The organism is Streptomyces sp. NBC_00005 (assembly GCF_045160215.1).
Taxonomy (GTDB): Bacteria; Actinomycetota; Actinomycetes; order Streptomycetales; family Streptomycetaceae; genus Streptomyces.
In genome coordinates this window covers 963,445-985,406 of sequence record NZ_CP108316.1, presented here as the reverse complement: position 1 = coordinate 985,406, position 21,962 = coordinate 963,445, and the positions used below count along the sequence as shown (strand labels likewise).

Below are 21,962 nucleotides of genomic sequence, written 5' to 3'. Positions count from 1 at the left end.
ACACGGTCACCTACGGTCACTACGGAGGACCCCCGCCGATGGCGTCATCGTCGGAAAGACCCCTCGACCACCGCTACCGCGACGAACACCCGATCCGCACCCTCGGCTACCTGTTCCGCGCCGACCGCCGCCACCTGATCGCGGCGGTCGGCGTGTTCACCGTCAAGCACAGCCCGGTCTGGCTGCTGCCACTGATCACCGCGACCATCATCGACACCGTCGTCCAGCACCAGCCGATCGCCAGGCTCTGGCTGAGCACCGGGATCATCCTGCTCATCCTGCTGGTCAACTACCCCCTGCACCTGCTCTACGTGCGCCTCCTGTACGGCAGCGTGCGCCGCATGGGCACCACCCTGCGCTCCTCGCTGTGCACCCGCATGCAGCAGCTGTCCATCGGCTACCACTCGCGCGTCAGCGCCGGCGTCCTGCAGGCCAAGGTGGTCCGCGACGTGGAGACGGTCGAGCAGATGGTGCAGCAGACCGCCGAGACCGGGCTCGGCGCGATCACCGTGCTCCTCGGCGGACTGGTCATCATCGCCGTACGCACACCGGAGTTCGTGCCCGTCTTCCTGGTCGTCGTGCCCGCCGCCGCACTCGTCGTCGCCCGCCTGCGGGCCCGGCTGCGCACCCACAACGAGCACTTCCGCCACGAGGTCGAGACCCTGTCGTCCCGCGTGACGGAGATGACCCGCCTCATCCCGGTCACCCGCGCCCACGGCCTGGAGGGCAAGGCACTGCGCCGCATGGACGGCACCCTGAGCCGGCTGCTGACCTCCGGCATGCGCCTCGACCTCGTCAACGGCCGGTTCGGATCACTGGCCTGGGTCGTCCTCAACGTGGTCGGCGTGCTCGTCCTCGCCGGCGCCGCGCTGGTCTCGTACTACGGCGTCTGGGGCGTCACCGCCGGCGACGTCGTCATGCTCAGCGCGTTCCTGAGCACCCTCACCAACTCGACGACCACGCTGGCCGGTCTGGCCCCGGTCATCACCAAGGGCCTGGAGTCGGTCCGTTCGGTCGGCGAGGTGCTGCAGGCGCCCGAACTCGAGGACAACGAGGGCAAGTCCGAGCTCACCTCGCTGCGCGGCGCCGTCACCTTCCAGAACGTCGGCCACGCGTACGAGGACGGCGGTCGGCCCGCCGTAGGCGACTTCACGCTCTCCGTCACCCCGGGCGAGACCGTCGCCCTGGTCGGCGCGTCCGGCGCGGGCAAGTCCACGGTCCTCAACCTCGTCATCGGCTTCATCCGCCCGACCTCGGGCCGACTGCTGCTCGACGGCACCGACATGAACACCCTCGACCTGCGCACGTACCGGCGCTTCGTCTCGGTGGTGCCGCAGGAGTCGATTCTCTTCGACGGCACGATCCGCGAGAACGTCGCCTACGGCATGGACGAGGCCGACGAGGAGACGGTGCGCGCGGCGCTGCGCGACGCCAACGCGCTGGAGTTCGTGGATCGGCTGCCGCAGGGCGTCGACACCGTGGTCGGCGACCGCGGAGCCCGGCTGTCCGGCGGACAGCGCCAACGCCTCGCCATCGCCCGGGCCCTGATCCGGGACCCCAAGGTCCTCATCCTGGACGAGGCGACCTCGGCCCTGGACACCCGCTCGGAGGCCCTGGTCCAGCAGGCGCTGACGCGGCTGCTGCGCGGGCGGACCACGTTCGTCGTGGCGCACCGGCTGTCCACCGTGCGGGGCGCCGACCGGATCGTGGTGATGGGCGACGGCGGCATCCTGGAGACCGGGACGCACGAGGAACTCCTGCGCGGCGGCGGTGCGTACACGGAACTGCACGGCGGACAGGTCGCCTGACGGGTCCCGTCCGCGGCCGCCCGCTCATCAGGCGGCGCTGCTGCGTCGCATCCGGTGCGGGCAGGTCGCGTCGTGGTCGCTGCCGAGGCTCGTCCACCAGCGTTCGCAGCACGCGGCGTACAGCTCGCCGTGGACGATCTCGTCGGCGGCCGGCCGCGCGGGACGGCGCGGTCCGGCCGCGGGGCTGCGCAGTTCGCCGATCAGGGTCTCGCGGACGACGGCGATGACCGGGACCAGACTGGCCGCGGCGAACAGGAAGGCGGCCCACCGGGGGCCGTAGTGGAATTCGAGGACCGTGGTCCAGGCGAGTCCGCCGCTGGTGGTGATGTAGAGGGCGCAGAGAAGGCGGCCGGAGCGGTTCATGGGCTTCACCGTTCGTGCTGGGAGGGTTACCCTCTGTTCAACGCCTCGCGGCGCGCAGGGAATCGGGTCGAGCGGCGGTTTTGCGTCAATTGAGGCCCGGGGCGCGGAAGATGCGAATGGTCCGGCCCTGCCCGGGAATACGAGGCGAAACAAAAGAGAGGGGCGCTTCGTGCTCGTTCCGGACCCGAAGGTCGTCAGAACGTTGCTCACCAGATACGCGTCGCTGCGCATCGCGCAGGCCGAGCGTGAGAAGCCACAGGCGGCACGGGAGTTGGTGGATGTCAGCCGCATGCTGTGCGCCACGATGGGAGCCACGAGCGTCGAGGACGCAATCGCGAAGGCCGATGCCCTGCTGATCGCCTCACGAAGGACGGCGAGCGAGGACGGCGGTCTGTCGCTGGCCGTCTGACACGGCGACGGATTCAGGCACTGGCGCAGGCACAGGCCCAGGAGGCACTCAGGGGTGTGCCGCCGGGACGTGTGTCTTTCCGTGGAACGCGGCGCGGTACGCCTGCGGAGTGGTGCCGACCACCCGGCGGAACCGCTCACGGAACGCCGTCGGTGACCCGAACCCCGCCTGCTGCGCGATCCGTTCGATCGGACGGTCGCTGTTCTCCAGCAGGTACTGGGCCCGCCGGACACGTGCCCGCAGCAGCCACTGCAGCGGCGTCGTCCCCGTCTGTTCGCGGAACCGGCGGCTGAAGGTGCGCTCGCTCATCCCCGAGCGTCCCGCCAGCGTGCCCAGGGTGATCTCGCCGGCCAGGTTGTCCTCGATCCACTCCAGGACCGGTTCGAGGGTCGAGCCGCGCGGCACCGGCGGCTGCTCGTGCACGATGAACTGGGCCTGCCCGCCCTCCCGTTCGAGAGGCATCACCGAGAGCCGGGCCGCATCCGCCGCGACGGCCGACCCCAGGTCGCCGCGGATCATGTGCAGGCACATGTCCAGCGCGGCGGCGGCGCCGGCCGAGGTGAGGATCTGTCCGTTGTCGACGTACAGCACGTCGGGCTCCACCTTGACGGCCGGATAGCGGCGCGCCAGTTCGTCGGCGACCACCCAGTGCGTCGTGGCGCGCAGGCCGTCCAGCAGTCCGGCCTCGGCCAGTACGAAGGCGCCCGCGCACACCGAGGCGATCCGGGTGCCGGCCCCGGCCGCCTCCCGCAGAGCCGACAAGGCGCGAGGGGAGGGCCCTTCGGTGTGCTCCGAGCAGCCCGGCACGACGATGGTGTCGGCGTCCGCCAGCGCCTCGAGTCCATGGGTGACCCGCAGCTCGAAACCGTCTGCGCGAACGGCCGGCGATTCGGCACACAGCCGCACCCGGTACGGGCGGCGCCCGTCGGGCAGCCGTGTGCGGCCGAACACCTCCATCGGGGCCGCCATGTCGAACGGCACCACATGATCGAGAACCAGGATCGCCACCGAGTGCATGAACCCCACGATAGGCGGATTCCCGCCATGCCGATGACCTGGAGCAGAGCCGGAAGTGACTGACGGACCGGCTGGCGAGAATCCGTTGCCATCTGTCATTTCCGCCTCTGTGCGATCACCTCGAAGATCCCTAGCCTGAGCCGCGCACGGCTGATCGCACCCCGGAAAGGCTCCCGATGACGAAGGTCCTGCTCATCCTCCACGTCCTGGCCGCCATCGTGGCCGTCGGCCCCGTCACGGTCGCCGCGAGCATGGTGCCGCCGACGCTGCGACGTGCCGACTCCGACGCGGCGGCGGTGGGCACGATCCGGCTGCTGCACCGCATCTGCCGGGTCTACTCGGGCATCGGCCTCGCGGTCCCCGCCTTCGGGTTCGCCACCGCGGCCGCCATGGGCGTCCTGGGCAGCGGATGGCTGATCGCGTCCATCACCCTGACCGCCGTGGCCGCCGGCCTCCTGATCGCCTTCGTCCTGCCCCGCCAGGAGGAACTGCTCGGCCGACTTGAGGCGCAGCAGCCCGTCGAACGGGCGAGTACCGTCCAACTCGCCATGTTCACGGGCATTTTCAACCTGTTGTGGGCCACCGTCACGGTCCTGATGATCGTGCGGCCGGGCTCGACCACAGGGGCCTGACCGCAGGGAATGCCCGCGCGTTCAGGCCATTCACACCGCTGTGCCGACGTCAAGCGCTCCTGGGGAATTCACCCTCCGGTCTGTCGGGGCGCATACACTCGACAGCTGTGCCCATGCGCATGGGCCACCACACGAAAGGCGCGTTGGTGTTCCAGGATTCCCCGATCTACGACCGACTCGTCGCCGAGCGCGGCGACGTCCCCACTCAGGCTCGCCGGGAGGCGGAGCGCGTGATCCGGGAACTGGAGTACGTCATGCGACCGCTGCAGTCCTTCGGCTCCGTACCGTCCCCCGAGCGCCCGGCCTCCGCGGGCGCGGGGTGGCAGCGCACCGCGCTCCTGCCCGGCACGCTGCCCCACTGACCTCCGCCTTCAACACACCGTGGTGTTTGATCCGTTGACGCGTGTATGTGGCTCCGGGCCGGGATCGGCGAGCCACTTCGCGACGCTCCGGGCGATCGGCAGACCCGTCTCCACCTCGACGAAGCCGAACTGCCCGGACTGGTTGCACTCCAGGAACCACCACATCCCATCGGCGTCCTCGGCGAAGTCGAAGGCGCCGTAAGCCAGTTCGGCATCGCGAAGATACGAGCGGACGGCCTCGGCGATGCGCGGCGGAACGTCGGTCGCGCGCCACGGTATGTCCGGCGAGGCGAAGCGTACGTCCACCGAGCCGGGGTCCTCGGGATCCGCGTCGTCGGGGGTCGCCTTGCGGGCCGCCAGCAGCCGTTCGCCCACCGCGGTCAGGCGGATGTCGGCCCGCTTCCCGACGCGCCGCTGCAGCAGCGTGGGCCCGAACGCGACGGCGGAGAAGTCCGTGTCCGGCGCGACCCGGCTGGTCGGCACCGCCCGGGGAGGATCCTGCGGGTGCGCCCCGGACACCGGCTTGACCACCAGATCCGGATAGCGGTCGGCGAACTCGCGGGCCGCCTGCGGGAACGTCGTGATCAGCGTGGCCGGGACGGGCAGTCCACAGCGCTGGGCGAGCCGGAGCTGCCAGGGCTTGTGCCGGGCACGGCGGGCGGAGTCGGGGTGGTTCATCCAGCGGGCGTCCGAGCCGCGGAGCAGCCCGTAGAGCGCCTGGGAGGACTCCTCGGTCAGCCACGCGGACGGTTCGGCCGCCCGCGTCCCCGCGTCTCCCGGCCTGCGCACCCAGACCGACCGCAGCCCGGCGATGCTCACCAGACGGCCCGCCGACTGGAGGTGGCCGCGGAAGGCGCCGTGCACGAACTCGCCGGACAGCGCGACACCGCCGGGGAGGTCGGCGGGGTCGAGCCGGACCACCGGGACCCCGGACGCGTTCAGGTGTACGACCACCATGTCGGCCGTCACGTCCTCTTCAGAGGTCAGGATCAGCACGGTCATAGTCGACGCTTCCGCGTTCAGTCGTCGAAGTGTGTCTTGGAGCCCGCGGTGGACGTCGTGGTCCCCAACTCTCTGAGCAGGGCGAGGTCACCGGCGGCGACCCGGCCGTCCACGAGCACGTTCAACTGCAGCCCGGAGTCGTAGACGTACGGAGTCGTGGACTCCAACTCCACCGCCGGACGTGCGTAGTTGAGCGCGAACGGTTGCATCGTGTCTCCCTCGTCAGTGCTGCGCCGACCAAGCGCTCCTCGCCCTGGGGCGCCGCCTGGTGGGCCGACTGCCTTGCCCTTCCAGTCACTTATACGATTCGAACGGGTGATTGGTTTCCTTACTCTGCGTAATCAAAGAGAAGATTCATGATGGTTCGGCCCGTTAAGAGGGCCGCGCATCGTGCGCAGAGCGAGGAGAAGGACGCCGATGTCGTCCAGATAGACGGGGTCGGGCAGCAGGTCGGCCGGCAGCAGGAAGTACAGGACGGCGCCCCAGAAGACCCAGCGTGGGCCGGTCGGCAGCCCGGCGCGCCTGAGATCGCGCCGCGCCCGCACCAGGCGCACGAACAGGGTGATGGCCACAGCGAGGGCGAGTGCCGCGAGGGCAACGACGACGACGATCACCGTTGTGGTCGGTTTCACGCGTTCTCCTCCGTCCGGCGTGCCGAACGGCGCGCCCTTCTCTTCGGATTCCCTCATCCGGCGTTCGTACGTACCCGGGTCGCCCGTGAGGAGTGCGGCAGGGCGCGGGCTCATCCCCGTGGCTCACCCGAGTGGCACCGGGTGGCAGCAGCACCTAGTAATGGCACTGCACCGTAACGTCGTGAACCGCGTCATACCGCGCCGGACATCGTGTCGAAGGACGCGAAAGCTGGCGAACCGTTTCATCTCTGCCATGGAGGAGAGCATGAGCATCCGCTCTTCATCACCCCAATCCAACGAGCCCTCCATAACCGCCGCGCACGACGACCCGGTCAGCGCCCTGGTGCATGCCGCGGTCGCCGACCGGCCCCTGGAGGAAGTCGCCAGCCTGATCACCATGCTTGAGGAGTCCCCGCAGTACGCCCAGGCCACCGTCGACGCACTGCGCGCGGTCGGCACCGACCGCTCCGTGGAGGACGTCACCCGTCTGGTCACTCTGCTGACCCGCCCACCGCGCGACGCCGCCAGCGCGGACGAAGCAATCCGCGCGGCCGCCGAGAACCGCCCGGTGGAGGAAGTGACGCGGCTGATGGCGCTCCTGCACCGGACGTCGATGGAGAGCCACTTCGGCGAGGAGGCGGCACGAGCGGCCGCCCTGGCGCGGCCCGTCGAGGACCTCGTGGAACTCATCGGGCGGCTGAGCGAGGAACGTGACGCCCTCGCCGCCCTGCCGGAAGTGGATTCCTCGGGGCAGCCGCACGGCGAGACGGAGTGGGGCCCGGGTGCCTTCCCGCCGCCCGTTCCCCTGGCTCCGCCCTCGCACGATTTCGGCGCCATGCCGCACCGGCTCGTCCACACGCCGGACCGCCCCGCCGAGCGCCTGTCGTGGCCGGGTCTGCTCGTGGCAGGAGCACTCTTCCTGTGCGCGATGCTGTGGTTCCCGTTGTACGAGGACGGCGAGCCCCTCGCCCTCTACGTCACCGGCGTCTCGGTGTCGGCCCTGTGCGCGATGCTGGCGGTACTGGTGACGCTGCGGCCGACCCCACCCACCCTCGCGGTCGCGGTCGTGGTGCCGGCGGTCCTTGCCGCAGCCCAGCTGTACCAGGGCAGGTTCCACTCGGAGTGGCTGTCCCGGGCACTCGACCTCACGCTCGCGCCGAGCTGGGTCGCGGGCCTGACAGCCGTAGGTGCGGCCCTGGCGGCTCTGACGGCCCTGGTTCTGAGCGTCGCCTCGCATCCGCCGACCGTGAGTGCGGCGCCACGCCCCCTCGCCACGGCGAGCCGCTCGGAGTGACTTGGCGGACCGCACCGTCGTAAGGCGGTTGCCGGACTCCAGTCCGGGCAGCAGGCAGCCGGCCCGGCGTCAGCGGCGGCTCGCGGAAGCGGCCGCCGGTGGCGTCGTGGCCGGCCTTGCTGATTGCTGCCACCGTTCCGCCAGGCCGGCGTGCGACGCCGGACCGGACCCGGTGAGGTCGTCGGGCGTGGCGTCCCCCACCTTCTGACCGCGGGTCACCAGTGCCGTGGCAGGCAGTGTTTGCCCGAGAAGGAGCGGCGTCTGGTGCGTGCTATCGGCGTGCCGGGCGGAAGACCCCGTCGATGGACCGGACGTACTTGGGCTTTCGCCCGGTGCGGCGAGTGGGGGCACCTCCCACGCCCTTAAGGCAGAGGGGGAGCGTGCCAGGCGTCGCGACGGGGCGAACATTGCCTGTCGCGGCACTAGCCGCCGGACGAGTCCGATCGGTCGCCTGTGCCGTCCGCCTCCCGGCCGTTGTCCGGAGCGGACGTGGGCCGTAGCGCCTTGGCGCTGTCCTTGAGCCGCTCCAGCCTTCGTGTCAGCTGCTGGAACGGGGAGCTCTGTTGCGAGTGGAGCGGGGCGCGCTCGGGCGCGGCGGGCAGGTGCGGCCGGGCAGGGGCCTCGGTGCCGTTCTCGCGGAAGACGGCGAGCGCCTCGTGGGCGCGCTCGGCGGCCTCGCGGTACAGGTCCCGGGACTTCGTCATGGCCTCGAGCGCCTCGGCGTACATGGCCACGAGCCCGCGTTCGCGGGCGAGTTCCTCTTCGAGGGTCATCAGCTGCCAGTCGTCCCGCAGCGCGGTGACGACCTCCTCGGCGCCGTCCGGCAGCGGATGCGGCAGCGCGGCGAAGCGGGCCAGGGCGTCGACGAGTTCCGCCGGCCGTGAGCCGTCGAGGAAGACGGTGCGTACGGAGAAGTCGTCCGCGTCGAAGCCGTCCGGCGCCGGCGTCGTGGGAAGCAGGACGGCACCGCCGCGCGGGACCTGCACACCGAACTCACGCAGAGCCCGGTTCACGATGCGCAGCTGGTCCGGCGCGGCGCGGTGCTCCACCACGCGATGGCGCAGGCTCGGCGGCAGCAGCGGGCCGAGCGGCAGACGGCCGTGCTCGTCGGGCGTCATCGCCTCGTGCACCACGAGGTTGAGGTTCCAGCCGCCGCGCACGGAGTTCCTGAGCAGGCGCCGGATGTCCTTGTCGTCCGTCGGGAGGTGGTTGACCTCCAGGAAACGCAGCCCCGTGACGGGCTCGTGGTCCCAGCCGGCGGCCGGCTCGTCGGGCCAGAACATGGTGGCGGGAGACGGCCACTGCCGGTCCCACGGGCGTTCCGCCTCCGCCGCCAGCACCCACTCTCGGCCGTGCTCCGCGTTGCGTGCGAGCGTCAGCCGGGCCCGTACGGTCACCGACGTGGCGACCGTCCAGCGCGCCTCGAAGGCGAACTCCGTGGCGCTCGATGCGGCCTCGGCGTCAGTCACCTCGAGATGGTCGTCGATGGTCCCGTCCGCCTTGAGTCGTCGCAGGGTGCGGCGTACGACGTCTTCGGCATCGGGCCCGGTGTGGCGGCCGCGGGCCAGCCACAGCGTGGGAGTAGGGGTCGGGTGGACGGCGGGGGAAGTGCGCATGAGTCCATCTGAAGGCGGGGGCACGTGCGTACACCAGTATCGTCGCCGCGGGTCGGCCCGGATCACCCGGGGGTCACACGGGAAGTGCCCGGCGCACTCGGGGTGCGCGCAATCCACCCGAGGACAGGCAGTTCACGCGTGTCCGCCCGCACGCCGGGCCCGCCACAATGGCGCCCGCGAACAGGGCCCGCCCACCATCCGCTTTGGGGCGGGTCCTGTTCGTGCCCCGCTTCGTCGGCCGGTCGTCTTCCGCCCCGGACCGCTGCGAGCGGGATTCCGGGCACATCACGCCACGCCACGTGACTCGGCAACGCGCTATATATCGGCAGACGAGATATCATGGGCGCATGGCATCGAAGAACATGACTCAGGCGGCGTTCTTCGTCCTCACCGCCCTGGCCGACCAACCCCGGCACGGCTACGGGATTCTGCGGGAGGTCGAGGAACTGTCCGACGGCGCCGTGCAGTTGCGCGTCGGCACCTTGTACGGCGTGCTGGACAGGCTCACCACGGACGAGCTGATCGTCCTGGACCGCGAGGAGGTGCACGAGGGCCGGCTGCGGCGCTACTACCGCCTCACCGACGACGGAATGCAGGCCCTCGACGCGGAGGCGGAGCGCATGGCGGCAGGCGCCAGCGCCGCCAAGGAGCGGATCGCCGAGGGACGCAAGGCTCCCGGAGCGGCCGCGAACCCGGTCACCAACCCGTCCGCAGGTCCCGGACTCGCAGGAGGCATGGCATGACGACGTTGCTCGAGACGCGCTACCGCACCGTGCTGCGCCTGCTCCCCGCCTACTACCGGCGGGCCCGGGAGGAGGAGATGGTCGAGGTGTACCTGTGGGACGTCGACCGGGACACCCAGGACCAGAGCAGGCCCAGGCTGGGCGAGGTGGCGAGCGTCGCCGCCCTCGCCCTGCGCAGCAGGTTGGCCGCCACGGGCGCGCCACGGCCGTACGCCCTGCTCGGGTCGGCCGTCCGCCACTTCGCCCTGTTCGCGGTGCTCCTGCAGGCGGCCGCCGCGGTCGTCGACCGGGTCCTGGGCCTGACCTGGGCGTCGACCCACGGAGCGAGCGACTGGGACATGTTCCTGTCGGGATTCACCGGCCACGGGCCGCTGATCGGCGGCGTCGAGATCGCCGAGTGGACGCTTCCGCTGCTGTGGACGGTCGGTTTCTTCGCCCTCCTGCGCGACCGCCGGCGCCTCGCCCGGGCGTCCGTGCTGCTCGCCGCGCTGCCCACGCTGTGGCCGTTCGTCGGTCCGCTCGTGAGTGAACTGGTCCCGCCGGAACCGTGGTTCGCGACCGCCACCGCGCTCTTCGCGTGGTTGCCGGCGCTCGCCCTGTGCGCCGCCTACCACCGTGACGCCCCCGAGGCGACGCTGCCGGTCGGCTCACCCGGCCTCGTCTTCGCCGCCTGCAGCGTGGTCATGGGTGCGTCTGTCGTCGTGCTGCCCGCCATGCCCGACGCGGTCTGGGCGCCGGCCACCTGCTTCGTCGTCGGAGCGCTCGGCTGGCTACTGATGCGAGATCGCCGTACGGACCAGAGCGCGGCCTGCGGCGCCGTCGCCCTGGCCGCGCTCGGCCTGTTGCTCCTGGCGGTGCGGGTCGCCGCGCTGTATCCGTGGCTCGGCGTTCCCGTCCCCGCCTCGTTCATCGGCGGCGCTCTCGGACAGGCGGCCGCGCTCACGCTGCTGACCGTGGTGCTGGCCGTCGTGGCCAGGCGCGACCTCGCCGCGCGCTGACACCCCCGGGCGATACGGCCGCCCCATGTCTGACGCCCGGCTGACCACGTCCTCGTACCTCGTGCTCGGCATCATCGACAACTGGGCGAGGCGAGTCCGTACGACGTGAAGGTGGAGGCGGCCCGCACGGTGGCCCCGTTCTGGTCGGTGCCGCACGCGCAGGTGTACGCGCGGTGCGACCGCCTCCTCCAAGTCGGCCTGCTGTCCCAGGTGCGGCAGGAGAGCGGGCGCAACCGCCGGGTGCTGACCCTGACCGACGAGGGCCCTTCCGCCCTCCAAGGGCGGCTCGACGACCCGGAGTTCGTGCCGGTCGAGGCGCGCGAGCGCGGCATCGGGCGCGTCCTGCTCCCCCGCGCCGCTGCCGTCACCCGTGGTACGTGATGTACCCGTTGCCGTCCTTGTCGTTGGCGCTCTTGGTGTATGCGTGTGTGTCCGCGTGGGCGCCGGACGGCTTGTACAGGTAGATCGTGTCCTTGTCGTTGTTCCAGATGAAGTTGCAGTTGTTGCGGTAGACGACGTTGTTGGCGTCGGAGTCCGTGCCGCGGCCGCCACGGAGCTTCACGTAGTCGCCGGGCTGGAGGTAGTGGTTCTTGGTGAAGGTGAACTTGTTGCCGGTCTTGTCCTTGACCACGTAACCCTTGAGGTTCACGGTCGTGCCGGACGAGTAGTTCTTGATCGTCAGGTACTCGTTCTTCGTGTTCCCGGTGGTGCAGCTGTTGGAGTCTCTGCCGGGCGCGTCGTACTGGACGCCCTTGATCTTCAGCGCCGACGAGTACTCGGTGGCATGGGCCGGGACGGCGGCCAGCACGGCGAGTGTGCCCGCGGCGGTGGCGGTGGCGGCGATGACGCGTATACGCATGTAAATCCCCCCTGTGTGGATTTTCCGTGAAGGATCTGGAGCGTATACAACCAGGGCGATTTGGGGGGCGAATTCGCCGAAATGGCCGCGCCGTGCCCGCAGTTGCCGCCATGGGTGGCGTCGCCGCTGGTCCAGGGCGTGTGAGGGCCCCGCGGGCCGGCCTCGCGCGGGGCCGGCTTCCCGGTTGACCGCTGAGAGCTCGCCGGCGGCCGACTACCCCTGCTGATCCGTCCGTTCGGTCCAGACGTCGCCGTCCCACTCGAGAAGCCGGGCGAGCTCGTCGTCCCCGGGCCGGGGCGCGGCCGTGCCCCTGTTGGCGGGCGGCGAGGGGGTGCCGCGGGAGATGTTGCCGCTGACGGTGATGTTGTGCTCCACGCGTGGGCGGCGCAGCTCCTCGTAGAGGGAGAGCGCGGCCTCGGTGTCCGGCGCGTCGCGCAGGCACTTCGCGAGCACGACGGCGTCCTCCAGCGCCATCGACGCGCCCTGCCCGGTCGCGGGGGAGGCGGCGTGGGCCGCATCGCCGATGAGCAGGGTCCGTCCGGAGCGCCAGGGTGTCCCGGTGGGAATCTCGGTGGAGTTGGTGACCATGACGTCGTCGCCGGTGGCCGCGACGATGTCCGCGGCGGGCGTGGCGTCCTTGCGCAGCAACGGCACCAGCAGTTCGCGCCACCCGGCGGGTGAGCCGTGCTCGATCTCGTCGGCCGGCAGGGGATCGCCGGCCACGCGCGCGAACCAGTACGTCTCCCCGTCGGGCGATACGGCATAGCCGAAGGCGGCCGTGCTGCCGCGCACCATGGTGATGCCCGTGTGGGGTTCCGGCCGGGGTGCGGCGTCCGTGTAGCCGTAGAAGACGCGCTGGCCGGCGTAGAGCGGCTGGGTGTCGGGGGCGGTCAGTTGCCGGACCGTGGAACTCAGGCCGTCGGCGCCCAGCAGCAGGTCGCCGGTGGCGGTGCTGCCGTCGGTGAAGTGTGCGGTGACGCTGTCGGTGCCCTCCTGGACGGAGGCGAGTCGGGCGCCGTGGCGGATGACGATGCCCCGGTGTGCGGCCTCCGCCTGCAGGGCGGCGTTGAGGTCGCCGCGGCGCAGGCAGCGGTACTGGAGGAGCGGGTCGGCGGCCTCGCCGAGGGGTACCTGTGCCAGCTCTGCGCCCGTGTCGTCCAGGACGCGCATCGAGGTCAGCGGAAAGCCGAGCGCCGTGACCGCGGGGGAGGCGTCGATCTGGGCGAGCGCCCGCATGCCGTTGCTCGCGAGGGTGAGGAACGCGCCGAGGTCCTCGGCCGAGTCGGGATGCGCCTCGTACACGCTGACGTCGAAACCCGCTTTGCGCAGGGCCAGAGCCGTCGCCGTGCCGGCGATTCCGCCACCGATGACAAGTACTCGTGCCACGCCCCACCCCGCTCGGATCGGTACGGCCCCCACGATGTCCGTACACAGGAGGAAACGCCTGAGCGGCGGCACGGGTTCCGTGGCGGGTGACGATTCTTGCCGGACCTGCACGTCACCTGTCAAAATGGTGATGTGAACCTGGATCATGTCTTCGTGTGTGGAAATCCCGCCCTCGACTTCGCCGCGACGCTTCGCGCACGCCGGTCGGTGCGGTTCGAGATGTTCGCCGCGCCGGACCGGCTGGACGCCTGGTACCTGGAGTCCGGCATCGTCGACGCGGTCACGCCCAGCGGGGAATCGGAGGTCGAGGAGGCCATCGCCGTCCGGGAGGCGGTCTACGAGCTGGTCACCGCGCGCGTGGCCGGGGACGCCTACGACAAGACCGCGCTCGCGGTGATGAACAACGCGGCCCGCAAGCCTCCCGTGACCCCCCAGCTCACCCCGACGGGGCGATGGTCCGACGCGACACCGCAGCAGGCGCTGTCCACGGTGGCGCGGCACGCCGTCGAGCTGCTGAGCGGGCCCGACGTGCCGCTGATGAAGGAGTGCGGCAACCCCGAGTGCACCCGCCTCTACATCGACCGCTCGCGCGGCATGCGCCGGCAGTGGTGCGGCATGGAGTCCTGCGGCAACCGGCTCAAGGCGGCCGCCTACCGTGCGCGCAGGAAGCAGGCGGAGGGGTCCGCCTCCCACTGACTACGGTCACCAGTCGAAACGGTAACTCCGACCGGTCTTGAGGTGTCATGACGGACAAGATCCCCCTGTCGACCTGGCCCACACCGCTGGAGCCCGTGCCCCGCCTCGCCGCGGCACTGGGCCTGCACGAAGGCGACCTGTGGATCAAGCGGGACGACCTCATCGGCCTCGGGGGCGGTGGCAACAAGGTCCGCAAGCTGGAGTGGACCGTCGGCGCCGCCCTCGCGGCCGGCGCGGACACACTGGTCACCACCGGCGCCGCGCAGAGCAACCACGCACGGCTCACCGCGGCCGCCGGTGCACGCCTCGGCCTGGACGTGGTGCTCGTCTTCCCCGGCACACCCGACAGCGCGGCGAACGGCTCCGGCAACCTCGTTCTGGACAGCCTCTTCGCGGCTCGGGTCCACTGGGCGGGAGACGGCGATCCGAGCACCCTGGGCGTCGTCGCAGAAGACGTCTGCGTGCAGTTGCGTCGCGACGGAGCACGCCCCTTCCTGATCCCCTTCGGAGGATCGAGCCCGCTCGGAGCGCGCGGGTACGCCGAATGCGGTGACGAGCTGCGGACCCAACTGCCGGACGTGGAACACGTGGTGGTCGCTCTCGGCTCCGGCGGCACCATGGCCGGCCTGGTTGGCGCCCTCGGCGAGCAGCGGGTGCTGGGCATCCATGTCGGCGCGGTGCCGGAACCGGCCGCCACCGTGGCCGGTCTCGCGGGCGCGCTCACCCACCGCACGATCGACCCGGGCTCCCTGCGGGTGCGTACCGACCAGGTCGGAGCGGGATACGGCCTCCTGTACGAACCCGTCCTGGAAGCGATGAGGACGGCTGCGACGACCGAAGGGATCGTCCTGGACCCCGTCTACACCGGGCGTGCCATGGCCGGGCTCGTCGCCGCCGTCCGCGAGGGCGACATCCGCCCCGGCCGACGCACGGTGTTTCTGCACACCGGCGGCCTTCCGGGACTGTTCGGCCATGCCGAGACGGTGCGCCGCTCCGTCAGCGCGTTGCCGTCCTACAAGCCCGCATGACCATGCCGGTCGTGCCACGCGGCTGAGGCTGCGTGGCACGACCGGCATCGATCCACGTCAGGCGCCGCTCGCCCCGAGCATGTCCTCACGCTCGACGATCTTCACGCGCGCGCGGCCCTGCGGCTCGCCCAGCGCCTTCTCCGCCGCGTCCAGCCTGTACCAGCCCTCCCAGGTGGTGAAGCGGACGTTCCGCTCGGCGAGGAACGCGTCCACGGCCTCCGGCTCCGGCGAGGCGGGAGTGGACAGACGGCCGTTCGCGTGGTCGTCCAGCAGGTTGGACACCGTCTCGTTGGCATCGCCCTTGGTGTGGCCGATGAGGCCCACCGGACCGCGCCGGATCCAGCCGGTGACGTACGTCGACTGCAGGTGCTCGCCGGACTCCTGGATGACCCGGCCGCCCTCGTCCGGGACCGTGCCCGAGTCGAGGTCCCAGGGCAGCTTGGGGAGTTTGTCGGACAGGTAGCCGACCGCGCGGTAGATCGCGGTGACGTCCCAGTCCTTGAACTCGCCGGTGCCCTTGACGTTGCCGGTGCCGTCCAGAGCGGTGCGCTCGGTGCGCAGACCGACGACCTTGCCGTCCTCGCCGAGGATCTCGGACGGCGACTCGAAGAAGTGCAGGAACAGCTTGTGCGGCCGGTTGCCGACGTCGCGGATCGCCCAGTTCTCCAGGGTCTTGGCGACCATGTCGGCCTGCTTGTTGCCGCGCCGGGTCTCGATCGAGCCCTCGTCGTAGTCGATGTCCTCGGGGTCGACGATGACCTCGATGTTGGGGGAGTGGTCCAGCTCCCGCAGTTCCATCGGGGAGAACTTCGCCTGCGCCGGGCCACGGCGGCCGAACACGTGGACCTCCAGCGCCTTGTTCGCCTTCAGACCCTCGTGGACGTTCGGCGGGATCTCCGTCGGCAGCAGCTCGTCTCCCGTCTTGGCGAGGATGCGGGCCACGTCCAGGGCGACGTTGCCGACGCCGAGCACGGCGACCTTCTCCGCTTCCAGCGGCCAGGTGCGCGGCACGTCCGGGTGGCCGTCGTACCAGGACACGAAGTCGGCCGCGCCGTAGGAGCCGTCGAGCTCGATGCCCGGTATGGACAGCGCCCGGTCGGCGGTCGCACCCGTGGAGAAGACCACGGCGTCGTAGAACGCGCGCAGGTCGTCCAGGCTGATGTCGGTCGGGTAGTCGACGTTGCCGAAGAGACGGATCTGCGGCTTGTCGAGCACCTGGTGCAGGGCCGTGATGATGCCCTTGATGCGCGGGTGGTCGGGGGCGACGCCGTAACGGATCAGGCCGAACGGCGCGGGCATCCGCTCGAAGAGGTCGATGGACACGCCGGGCTCGGCGGCCACCCCGGACTTGAGCAGGGCGTCGGCGGCGTAGATCCCGGCGGGGCCGGCTCCGACGATGGCTACCCGCAGGGGGCGCGGCATGATCAGGTTCCCTTCGAGCGAGGACAGGCGACTCGAACGGGAAGCCTAAACTAAGGCAAGCCTAAGTCGGTACGCGGGTCCGATCTATGGACTCATAAGTCAAATTTATGAGCTGGGAACGGGAACTCGAACGCGGGCATCGGCCAACAGCAGTCGACCATGCCCGCGACCTCGAAGGAAACCCATGAACCTGAAAGGCGACCGGTGACCGCCCTGCCGAGCGTCGGAGCCCACCCGGCCCCCGGTCCGTGTGACGAGGCCGACTCCGACGCGTCGGTCATCGAGCGGTCCTGGGACGACCCCGACGCCTTCGCGGTCCTCTTCGACCGCTATGCCGACGACATCCACCGGTACGCGGCCAGGCGGCTGGGTGCCGAGGTCGCCGACGACCTGATGGCCGAGACCTTCGTGGTCGCCTTCCAGCAGCGACGCCGCTACGACCTGACCCGGCCGCAGGCGCGCCCGTGGCTGTACGGGATCGTCACCAACCTCGTCGGCCAGCACCGGCGCGCGGAGGCCCGCCGGCTCAAGGCCCTCGCGCGAGTCGCCGGCGCCTCCCCGGCCGAGGGCGAGCCCCTCGCGGACCGGGTGGCCGCCAGGGTGAGCGCCGAGAACTCCCGTGCCCAACTGGCGGGCGCCCTCGCGGGGTTGCCCGCCCGCCATCGGGACGTGCTGCTGCTGATCGCCTGGGGCGATCTCGACTACGCGGAGGCCGCCGAGGCCCTGGGCGTGCCGGTGGGAACCGTGCGCTCACGGCTGCACCGGGCGCGGACCAAGTTGCGCGGAGCACTGGGTGGTTCGGATCCCACAGCCCTTCACGAGGAGACCGAGGAGACCGATCGTGGATGACCTCACCGCGGTACGAGAGCTGGAGGCCGACGTGCCCCCGCTCACCGACGACGCCCGCTCCGCCGCCCGCGTCCGCCTGCAGCGCGCCATCGTCCGGGAACGCCAACCCGGCGCGCTGTCCCGGCGGTTGATGCTCAGGGTCGCGGTCGCCGGGACGGCCACGGCGGCGGTCGCGGGAGGCATCGTCGTCGCCGCACGGCGCGACGGGGGCGCGAGCACCCCGCGGATGACCGCCCTGAGCGCGGCGCAGCTGCTGCACAAGGCCGCGGACAGGTCCCGGGCCGACGGTGCCGGGATGCCGATTCCGCGCAACGACCAGTACCTGTACAGCAAGATCTACATCGTCCGGACGTATGTGAAGGGTGGGAAGGTCAAGACCTGGACGGACGAGAGCTGGCTGTCCGTGGACGGCTCCAAACGCTCCAGGCGTGAGGAGTACGGCAAGATCCACAACGATCCCCCGCTCGGCAAGCACGAGGTGATGTGGCCACCGACCGAGTACGCCAAGCTCGCGAAGTGGCCGACGGACCCGGACAAGCTTCTCAAGTGGTTGAGGATGGAACAGAAGAGCACCCCGGATGCCGACGACATGGCGTTCATGAACGCCTGCATGCTGATGATGGGGCCCAGGGTCATGCCGCCGGGACTGGAGGCCGCCACCTTCGAGGCCGTCGCGAAGATTCCGGACATCAGGCTCGACTATCACGAGGTGGACGGTCTCGGCCGTCGCGGTATCGCCGTCTCGTACCCGAAGAGCACCTTCACCTTCGTCTTCGATCCCAAGACGTATGCCTACTTGGGCCTGCGGCTGAAGGGGAGCAGTGCGAAGAAGATCGACGGTGAGTGGCAGCAGGTCGGCTGGTATCACGAGACGCGAAGCCTGGAAGAGAAGGGCGTCGTGGACCGCATCGGCCAACTCCCCTAGGGCTCCGGGCCGTCGGGCCGCCCCTGGGCTGCCGTGCCGCGCGGGGCGGTACGGCAGCCCGGGGATCCGGTCAGCCGATGTGGTAACTGTCCCCGTACACCTTCCAGTTGAGCGGCGTGTTCAGGCACAGGTTGCCGTTGTGCAGGAACACCCGCTGTTCCGTGTCGACCCGGGTGGTGTCGCTGTGGGCCTCCTCCTGCTTCATCGCCCACACCCGGGCGTCGAGGAAGGCGTTGAGATACGTCACCTCGTCGCCGCCCTGCGCCGGCGGCTTCGCCTTGTTCAGGGCGCGCTTGCGTATGTTGCGGAAGCTGGTCGGGTCGTCGCCGTCGCCGTGCATGACGATGGCGTCGTAGTAGGTGAACTGGCCCAGTGTGCCCAGCCCGTCGGTCTTGCCCTGTGTCACGGCCGGGTTGAAGTACACGCGGTCGCGCTCGTCGTTCTGCGCCTGCTGGAACGCGGAGTCCTGGGCCGCCTTGCGCCAGTCCTTGGGGAAGTTCGGGTCCAGCCCGTCGTGTGAGTCGGTGCCGTTCACCGCGCGCAGCGCCGGGAGGTACTTGGCGAGTACGTTGCCGGGCTTGCGGTCGGCGTAGAGCTGGACGAGGTCGAGCATGTCGCCGGTGCCGGAGCAGAAGCCGATGATTCCGGCGGTGTAGCCGCGGCCGTCGCCGATGTCCTCGATGTACTTGTACTGCGCCTTCCAGTCGAGCGAGGAGTTCTCCGCGCTCGACACCAGCTTCATGGCGATCTCCTTCTTCGCCGGGTCGTCGAGGCCCACGCAGCTCGCGGAGGCGGGGGAGGCCGACGCGTGCGAGGGCCGCAGCAGGGGTGCTGCGACCAGGGATGCGCCGAGCAGGGTCAGGACCGTGCGGCGCGAGGTGTGGGCGGGGCGTGCGGAATCGCTGGAGGGGTGCCTCACGGGGGCTCCAAGTCGTGGTGGGGGGTGGGGAGTTGGCCGTGCGTGACACTGATAGGAAGGTTTCCTATCAGAGGACGCCGACGGAGCACACCGGGCGCGGAAGAAGTTCGTAGGGACGTACGAAGAAGGTATGGACCAAAAGGGGGTGAGTCAGGTCAGGGCAGCGGCTGTTCCGCCCAGATGACCTTGCCCTCCGGTGTGTAGCGGGTACCCCAGCGGTCGGCGAGCTGGGCCACCAGGAACAGGCCGCGGCCACCCTCGTCCGTCATCGCGGCGTAGCGCAGGTGCGGCGACGTGCTGCTGCTGTCGAAGACCTCGCAGATCAGCGTGCGGTCGAACAGCACGCGGACGTGGATGGGGTCGGCGCCGTAGCGGATCGCGTTGGTGACCAGCTCGCTCAGGATGAGCTCCGTGGCGAACGTCAGCTCGTCCAGCCCCCATTCGGCGAGCCGACGGGTGACGGCGGCACGTACCTCCGCGACCGCCGCCGGGTCGTTCGGCACCTGCCAGTCGGCGATCCGGTCGGCGGCGAGCGCCCGGGTGCGGGCGACGATCAGGGCGACGTCGTCGCTCGGCTTGGCCGCCAGCTGCGATTCGAGCACGACCCGGCAGGTGTCCTCCGGCGACTCACCGGCGCGTTCCAGCGCGCCCCGCAGGAGTTCGAGCCCCTCGTCGATGTCCCGCTCCCGGTCCTCCACGAGCCCGTCCGTGTAGAGGACGAGACGGCTGCCCTCCTCCAGCGGGAGGTCGGCCGTCTCGAACGGCAGACCGCCGAGGCCGAGCGGGGGACCGGCCGGCACCTCGGGGAACTCGACGGAGCCGTCGGGGCGGATGAGGGCCGGGGGCGGGTGGCCGGCCCGGGCGATGGTGCACTTCCGGGACACGGGGTCGTAGATCGCGTACAGACAAGTGGCGCCGGTGACCGGGGCGTTGCCGCCCTCCGCCGCCTCGTCCTGGTCGATACGGCCGACCAACTCGTCCAGCAGGGCGATCAGTTCGTCGGGCGGCAGGTCGAGGGCGGAGAAGTTGTGCACTGCCGTACGCAGCCGTCCCATGGTGGCCGCGGCGTGCAGCCCGTGCCCCACGACGTCGCCGACGACGAGGGCGACCCGGGCACCCGACAGCGGCAGTACGTCGAACCAGTCGCCGCCGACCCCGGCCTGCGCGGGCAGATAGCGGTAGGCGATGTCCAGGGCGGACTGCTCCGGCAGGTTGCGGGGCAGGAGGCTGCGCTGCAGGGTCACGGCCATGCTGTGCTCGCGCGTGTAGCGGCGGGCGTTGTCGATGGAGACCGCGGCGCGGGCCACCAGTTCCTCGGCGAGGGCGAGCTCCTCCGTGTCGAAGGGCTCGGGCTTCTGGGAGCGCCAGAAGCTGACCACGCCCAGGACCAGGGATCCGGTGCGCAGCGGCGCGGTGATCAACGAGTGGATGCCGTACTCCACGACCTGCGCGGTGCGCTCCAGGTCCTGCGCGTGCCAGCCGGGGGCCGTGCCGAGGTCCGGCTCCACCACGGCCTGCCCGGAGCGCAGGCTGCGGGCCTGCGGCGAGGAGTCGACGAACCTGATCTGCCGGCCCACCTTGTAGAGCGGGGCGTCCTCGCGGATCCCGCTCGACGCGGTACGGCGCAAGGACGTCGCCGCCTCGGGCTGACCCCCGTCGAGCACCGCGTCGAACAGGTCGACCGTCGCGAAGTCGGCGAACCTGGGCACGGCGAGCTCGGCCAGCTCCTCCGCGGTGCGGGTGACGTCCAGGCTGGTGCCGATGCCCACCCCGGCGTCGTACAGCATGTTGAGGCGCTCCCGTGCCGTCTCGGCCCGGCCGGACAGGGCGCGCAGCTCGGTGGAGTCGCGGAGCGTGGCGACACTGCCCGGGGGGCCGCCCTGGACGTCCGTGGGCCGCTGGTTCACCGCGAGGAGACGGTCCTTGACGAGGTGCACCTCGTCCGTGGCGACGCGTCCGGAGGCCAGCAGGTCGGCGGTGTCGGGAGCGAGACCGAGGTCGAGGACGTGCCGGCCTTCGGCGTCCTCGGGCAGGTTGAGCAGCCGGTGCGCCTCGTCGTTGGCGAGCAGCAGCCGGCCCTCACCGCTGACGATGAGCACGCCCTCGCGGACGGCGTGCAACACCGCGTCGTGGTGCTCGTACATCCGGGTCATCTCGTCCGGACCCAGGCCGTGCGTCTGGCGCAGCAGCCGTCTGCTCACCAGTGCGGTGCCCGCCGTGGCCAGGGCGAGTCCGACGGCCGCGGCGAGCAGGACGAGCGGCAGCTGCCGGTTGGCGGCGCCGCCCACGTTCTTCGTCGTGATGCCCGCCGACACCAGGCCCACGACCTTGCCGTCCGGCGCCTTGACCGGCACGACCGCCTGCACCAGCCGCCCGATCGTGCCGTTGACCTCCTCGACGACCGTCTGCCCGGCCAGCGCGGGCGCGATCGTCCCCACGAACTTCTTGCCGATGCGGTCCGGCTTGGGGTGGGTGTAGCGGATGCCGTCGGTGTTCATGACGACGATGAAGTCGACGCCGGTCGCCTTGCGGGCGGCCTCCGCCCGCGGCTGCAGGACGGCCGTGGGGTCGGGACTGCTGAGGGCCTCGCGGGTGCCCGGCGCGTTGGCGAACGCCTGGGCGACGGCGACCGACCGGTTGCGTGCCTCGTGCGTGCTGTCGTGCCGGACCTGCAGATACAGCGCGACCACCGCGGCGACCACCAGCAGCAGCACGATCACGACCTGAAGGACGAACACCTGCCCGGCGATGCGCCCGGTCAGCGCCGACCGCAAGGCCGCGATGCGCCCCGGTTCCGTATCGCCTGGGTGCCCGTCCCGGTGGGTGGGCGCGCTGCCCGGCGTCCGTGTCGTCCGCCGCCCGTGCGCTCCGTGGGCGCGATCGGGCGCGCGCCGGGCACGGGGACCGCCGGGACGGCGGTGCGACCGGGTCCCGGAGCGGTCCGGAAGTCGGACCATGTGCCCATGTCTACACTGCCGGGCCGCATGAGGCGAGAGGCGTCA

The 21,962-nt window shown here is 70.9% G+C and carries 23 protein-coding genes; 12 read left to right on the top strand and 11 right to left on the bottom strand.

Annotation, left to right across the window (positions count from 1 at the left end):
* The first annotated feature begins 38 nt into the window (after positions 1–38).
* On the top strand, positions 39–1,808 hold the full coding sequence (locus OG303_RS04950; RefSeq protein WP_405865109.1) for an ABC transporter ATP-binding protein: 1,770 nt from the start codon (positions 39–41) through the stop codon (positions 1,806–1,808).
* 27 nt (positions 1,809–1,835) lie between these two features.
* Here OG303_RS04950 and OG303_RS04945 read toward each other — a convergent pair whose 3' ends face one another.
* Positions 1,836–2,171 (bottom strand): hypothetical protein, encoded by a 336-nt coding sequence (locus tag OG303_RS04945; protein WP_405865107.1) that lies wholly within the window; start codon positions 2,169–2,171, stop codon positions 1,836–1,838.
* Between the two features lie 169 nt (positions 2,172–2,340).
* Here OG303_RS04945 and OG303_RS04940 point away from each other — a divergent pair, with 169 nt between their 5' ends.
* Entirely contained in the window at positions 2,341–2,580 is a 240-nt protein-coding gene (locus OG303_RS04940; protein WP_405865105.1) for a DUF5133 domain-containing protein, read from the top strand.
* A gap of 48 nt (positions 2,581–2,628) precedes the next feature.
* Here the strand turns inward: OG303_RS04940 and OG303_RS04935 are convergent, their stop codons facing one another.
* Positions 2,629–3,597, bottom strand: a complete 969-nt coding sequence (locus OG303_RS04935; RefSeq protein WP_405865103.1) for a GlxA family transcriptional regulator — start codon at positions 3,595–3,597, stop codon at positions 2,629–2,631.
* Positions 3,598–3,773: 176 nt separating this feature from the next.
* Here OG303_RS04935 and OG303_RS04930 point away from each other — a divergent pair, with 176 nt between their 5' ends.
* Positions 3,774–4,229, top strand: a complete 456-nt coding sequence (locus tag OG303_RS04930) for a DUF2269 family protein (protein WP_405865101.1) — start codon at positions 3,774–3,776, stop codon at positions 4,227–4,229.
* Between the two features lie 146 nt (positions 4,230–4,375).
* Complete coding sequence (locus tag OG303_RS04925; protein WP_405877083.1) at positions 4,376–4,591, top strand: hypothetical protein; 216 nt, start codon at positions 4,376–4,378, stop codon at positions 4,589–4,591.
* A gap of 9 nt (positions 4,592–4,600) precedes the next feature.
* Here the strand turns inward: OG303_RS04925 and tgmB are convergent, their stop codons facing one another.
* The 3 genes from tgmB to OG303_RS04910 all read right to left on the bottom strand — a co-directional run bounded on the left by tgmB (position 4,601) and on the right by OG303_RS04910 (position 6,225).
* A complete protein-coding gene (gene tgmB / locus OG303_RS04920) occupies positions 4,601–5,593 on the bottom strand; it encodes an ATP-grasp ribosomal peptide maturase (protein WP_405865099.1) in 993 nt (330 codons plus the stop codon).
* A 17-nt stretch (positions 5,594–5,610) separates the two neighbouring features.
* Positions 5,611–5,802 carry a putative ATP-grasp-modified RiPP gene (gene tgmA / locus OG303_RS04915; protein WP_405865097.1) on the bottom strand — a complete coding sequence of 64 codons (192 nt, stop codon included), beginning with the start codon at positions 5,800–5,802 and terminating at the stop codon, positions 5,611–5,613.
* Between the two features lie 132 nt (positions 5,803–5,934).
* Complete coding sequence (locus OG303_RS04910) at positions 5,935–6,225, bottom strand: YkvA family protein (RefSeq protein ID WP_405865095.1); 291 nt, start codon at positions 6,223–6,225, stop codon at positions 5,935–5,937.
* Positions 6,226–6,490: 265 nt separating this feature from the next.
* Here OG303_RS04910 and OG303_RS04905 point away from each other — a divergent pair, with 265 nt between their 5' ends.
* Positions 6,491–7,519 (top strand): hypothetical protein, encoded by a 1,029-nt coding sequence (locus OG303_RS04905; RefSeq protein ID WP_405865093.1) that lies wholly within the window; start codon positions 6,491–6,493, stop codon positions 7,517–7,519.
* Positions 7,520–7,941: 422 nt separating this feature from the next.
* On the opposite strand, the gene OG303_RS04900 is transcribed toward OG303_RS04905, so the two are convergent.
* Positions 7,942–9,135 (bottom strand): hypothetical protein, encoded by a 1,194-nt coding sequence (locus OG303_RS04900; protein ID WP_405865091.1) that lies wholly within the window; start codon positions 9,133–9,135, stop codon positions 7,942–7,944.
* Positions 9,136–9,497: 362 nt separating this feature from the next.
* Between OG303_RS04900 and OG303_RS04895 the strand changes: the two genes are divergently transcribed.
* From OG303_RS04895 to OG303_RS04885, 3 genes are all read left to right on the top strand, one after another.
* A complete protein-coding gene (locus OG303_RS04895) occupies positions 9,498–9,878 on the top strand; it encodes a PadR family transcriptional regulator (RefSeq protein WP_405877081.1) in 381 nt (126 codons plus the stop codon).
* Entirely contained in the window at positions 9,875–10,876 is a 1,002-nt protein-coding gene (locus OG303_RS04890) for a hypothetical protein (protein WP_405865089.1), read from the top strand. Before OG303_RS04895 ends, OG303_RS04890 begins: the two co-directional genes overlap by 4 nt.
* Positions 10,877–10,981: 105 nt before the next feature.
* On the top strand, positions 10,982–11,257 hold the full coding sequence (locus tag OG303_RS04885) for a hypothetical protein (RefSeq protein WP_405865087.1): 276 nt from the start codon (positions 10,982–10,984) through the stop codon (positions 11,255–11,257).
* Here OG303_RS04885 and OG303_RS04880 read toward each other — a convergent pair.
* Both OG303_RS04880 and OG303_RS04875 read right to left on the bottom strand, forming a co-directional pair.
* Positions 11,241–11,735 carry a lamin tail domain-containing protein gene (locus OG303_RS04880; protein ID WP_405865085.1) on the bottom strand — a complete coding sequence of 165 codons (495 nt, stop codon included), beginning with the start codon at positions 11,733–11,735 and terminating at the stop codon, positions 11,241–11,243. The genes OG303_RS04885 and OG303_RS04880 overlap by 17 nt on opposite strands.
* A 213-nt stretch (positions 11,736–11,948) precedes the next feature.
* Positions 11,949–13,121 carry an FAD-dependent oxidoreductase gene (locus OG303_RS04875; protein ID WP_405865083.1) on the bottom strand — a complete coding sequence of 391 codons (1,173 nt, stop codon included), beginning with the start codon at positions 13,119–13,121 and terminating at the stop codon, positions 11,949–11,951.
* 132 nt (positions 13,122–13,253) lie between these two features.
* Here OG303_RS04875 and OG303_RS04870 point away from each other — a divergent pair, with 132 nt between their 5' ends.
* Together OG303_RS04870 and OG303_RS04865 are read left to right on the top strand one after the other, a co-directional pair.
* Positions 13,254–13,817, top strand: coding sequence for a CGNR zinc finger domain-containing protein (locus OG303_RS04870; protein WP_405865081.1), 564 nt, complete (start codon positions 13,254–13,256; stop codon positions 13,815–13,817).
* 47 nt (positions 13,818–13,864) lie between these two features.
* Positions 13,865–14,845 carry a D-cysteine desulfhydrase family protein gene (locus OG303_RS04865; protein WP_405865079.1) on the top strand — a complete coding sequence of 327 codons (981 nt, stop codon included), beginning with the start codon at positions 13,865–13,867 and terminating at the stop codon, positions 14,843–14,845.
* A gap of 57 nt (positions 14,846–14,902) precedes the next feature.
* Here OG303_RS04865 and OG303_RS04860 read toward each other — a convergent pair whose 3' ends face one another.
* A complete protein-coding gene (locus tag OG303_RS04860; RefSeq protein ID WP_405865077.1) occupies positions 14,903–16,267 on the bottom strand; it encodes an FAD-dependent oxidoreductase in 1,365 nt (454 codons plus the stop codon).
* 204 nt (positions 16,268–16,471) lie between these two features.
* On the opposite strand from OG303_RS04860, the gene OG303_RS04855 reads away from it, so the two are divergent.
* Entirely contained in the window at positions 16,472–17,116 is a 645-nt protein-coding gene (locus tag OG303_RS04855; RefSeq protein ID WP_405865075.1) for an RNA polymerase sigma factor, read from the top strand.
* Positions 17,109–18,041: a CU044_5270 family protein gene (locus tag OG303_RS04850; RefSeq protein WP_405865073.1), complete on the top strand. Its 933-nt coding sequence runs from the start codon at positions 17,109–17,111 to the stop codon at positions 18,039–18,041. Before OG303_RS04855 ends, OG303_RS04850 begins: the two co-directional genes overlap by 8 nt.
* Before the next feature lie 70 nt (positions 18,042–18,111).
* On the opposite strand, the gene OG303_RS04845 is transcribed toward OG303_RS04850, so the two are convergent.
* Positions 18,112–18,960, bottom strand: a complete 849-nt coding sequence (locus OG303_RS04845; RefSeq protein ID WP_405865071.1) for a chitosanase — start codon at positions 18,958–18,960, stop codon at positions 18,112–18,114.
* A gap of 155 nt (positions 18,961–19,115) precedes the next feature.
* On the bottom strand, positions 19,116–21,917 hold the full coding sequence (locus tag OG303_RS04840) for a SpoIIE family protein phosphatase (protein WP_405865069.1): 2,802 nt from the start codon (positions 21,915–21,917) through the stop codon (positions 19,116–19,118).
* Between the last annotated feature and the right edge of the window lie 45 nt (positions 21,918–21,962).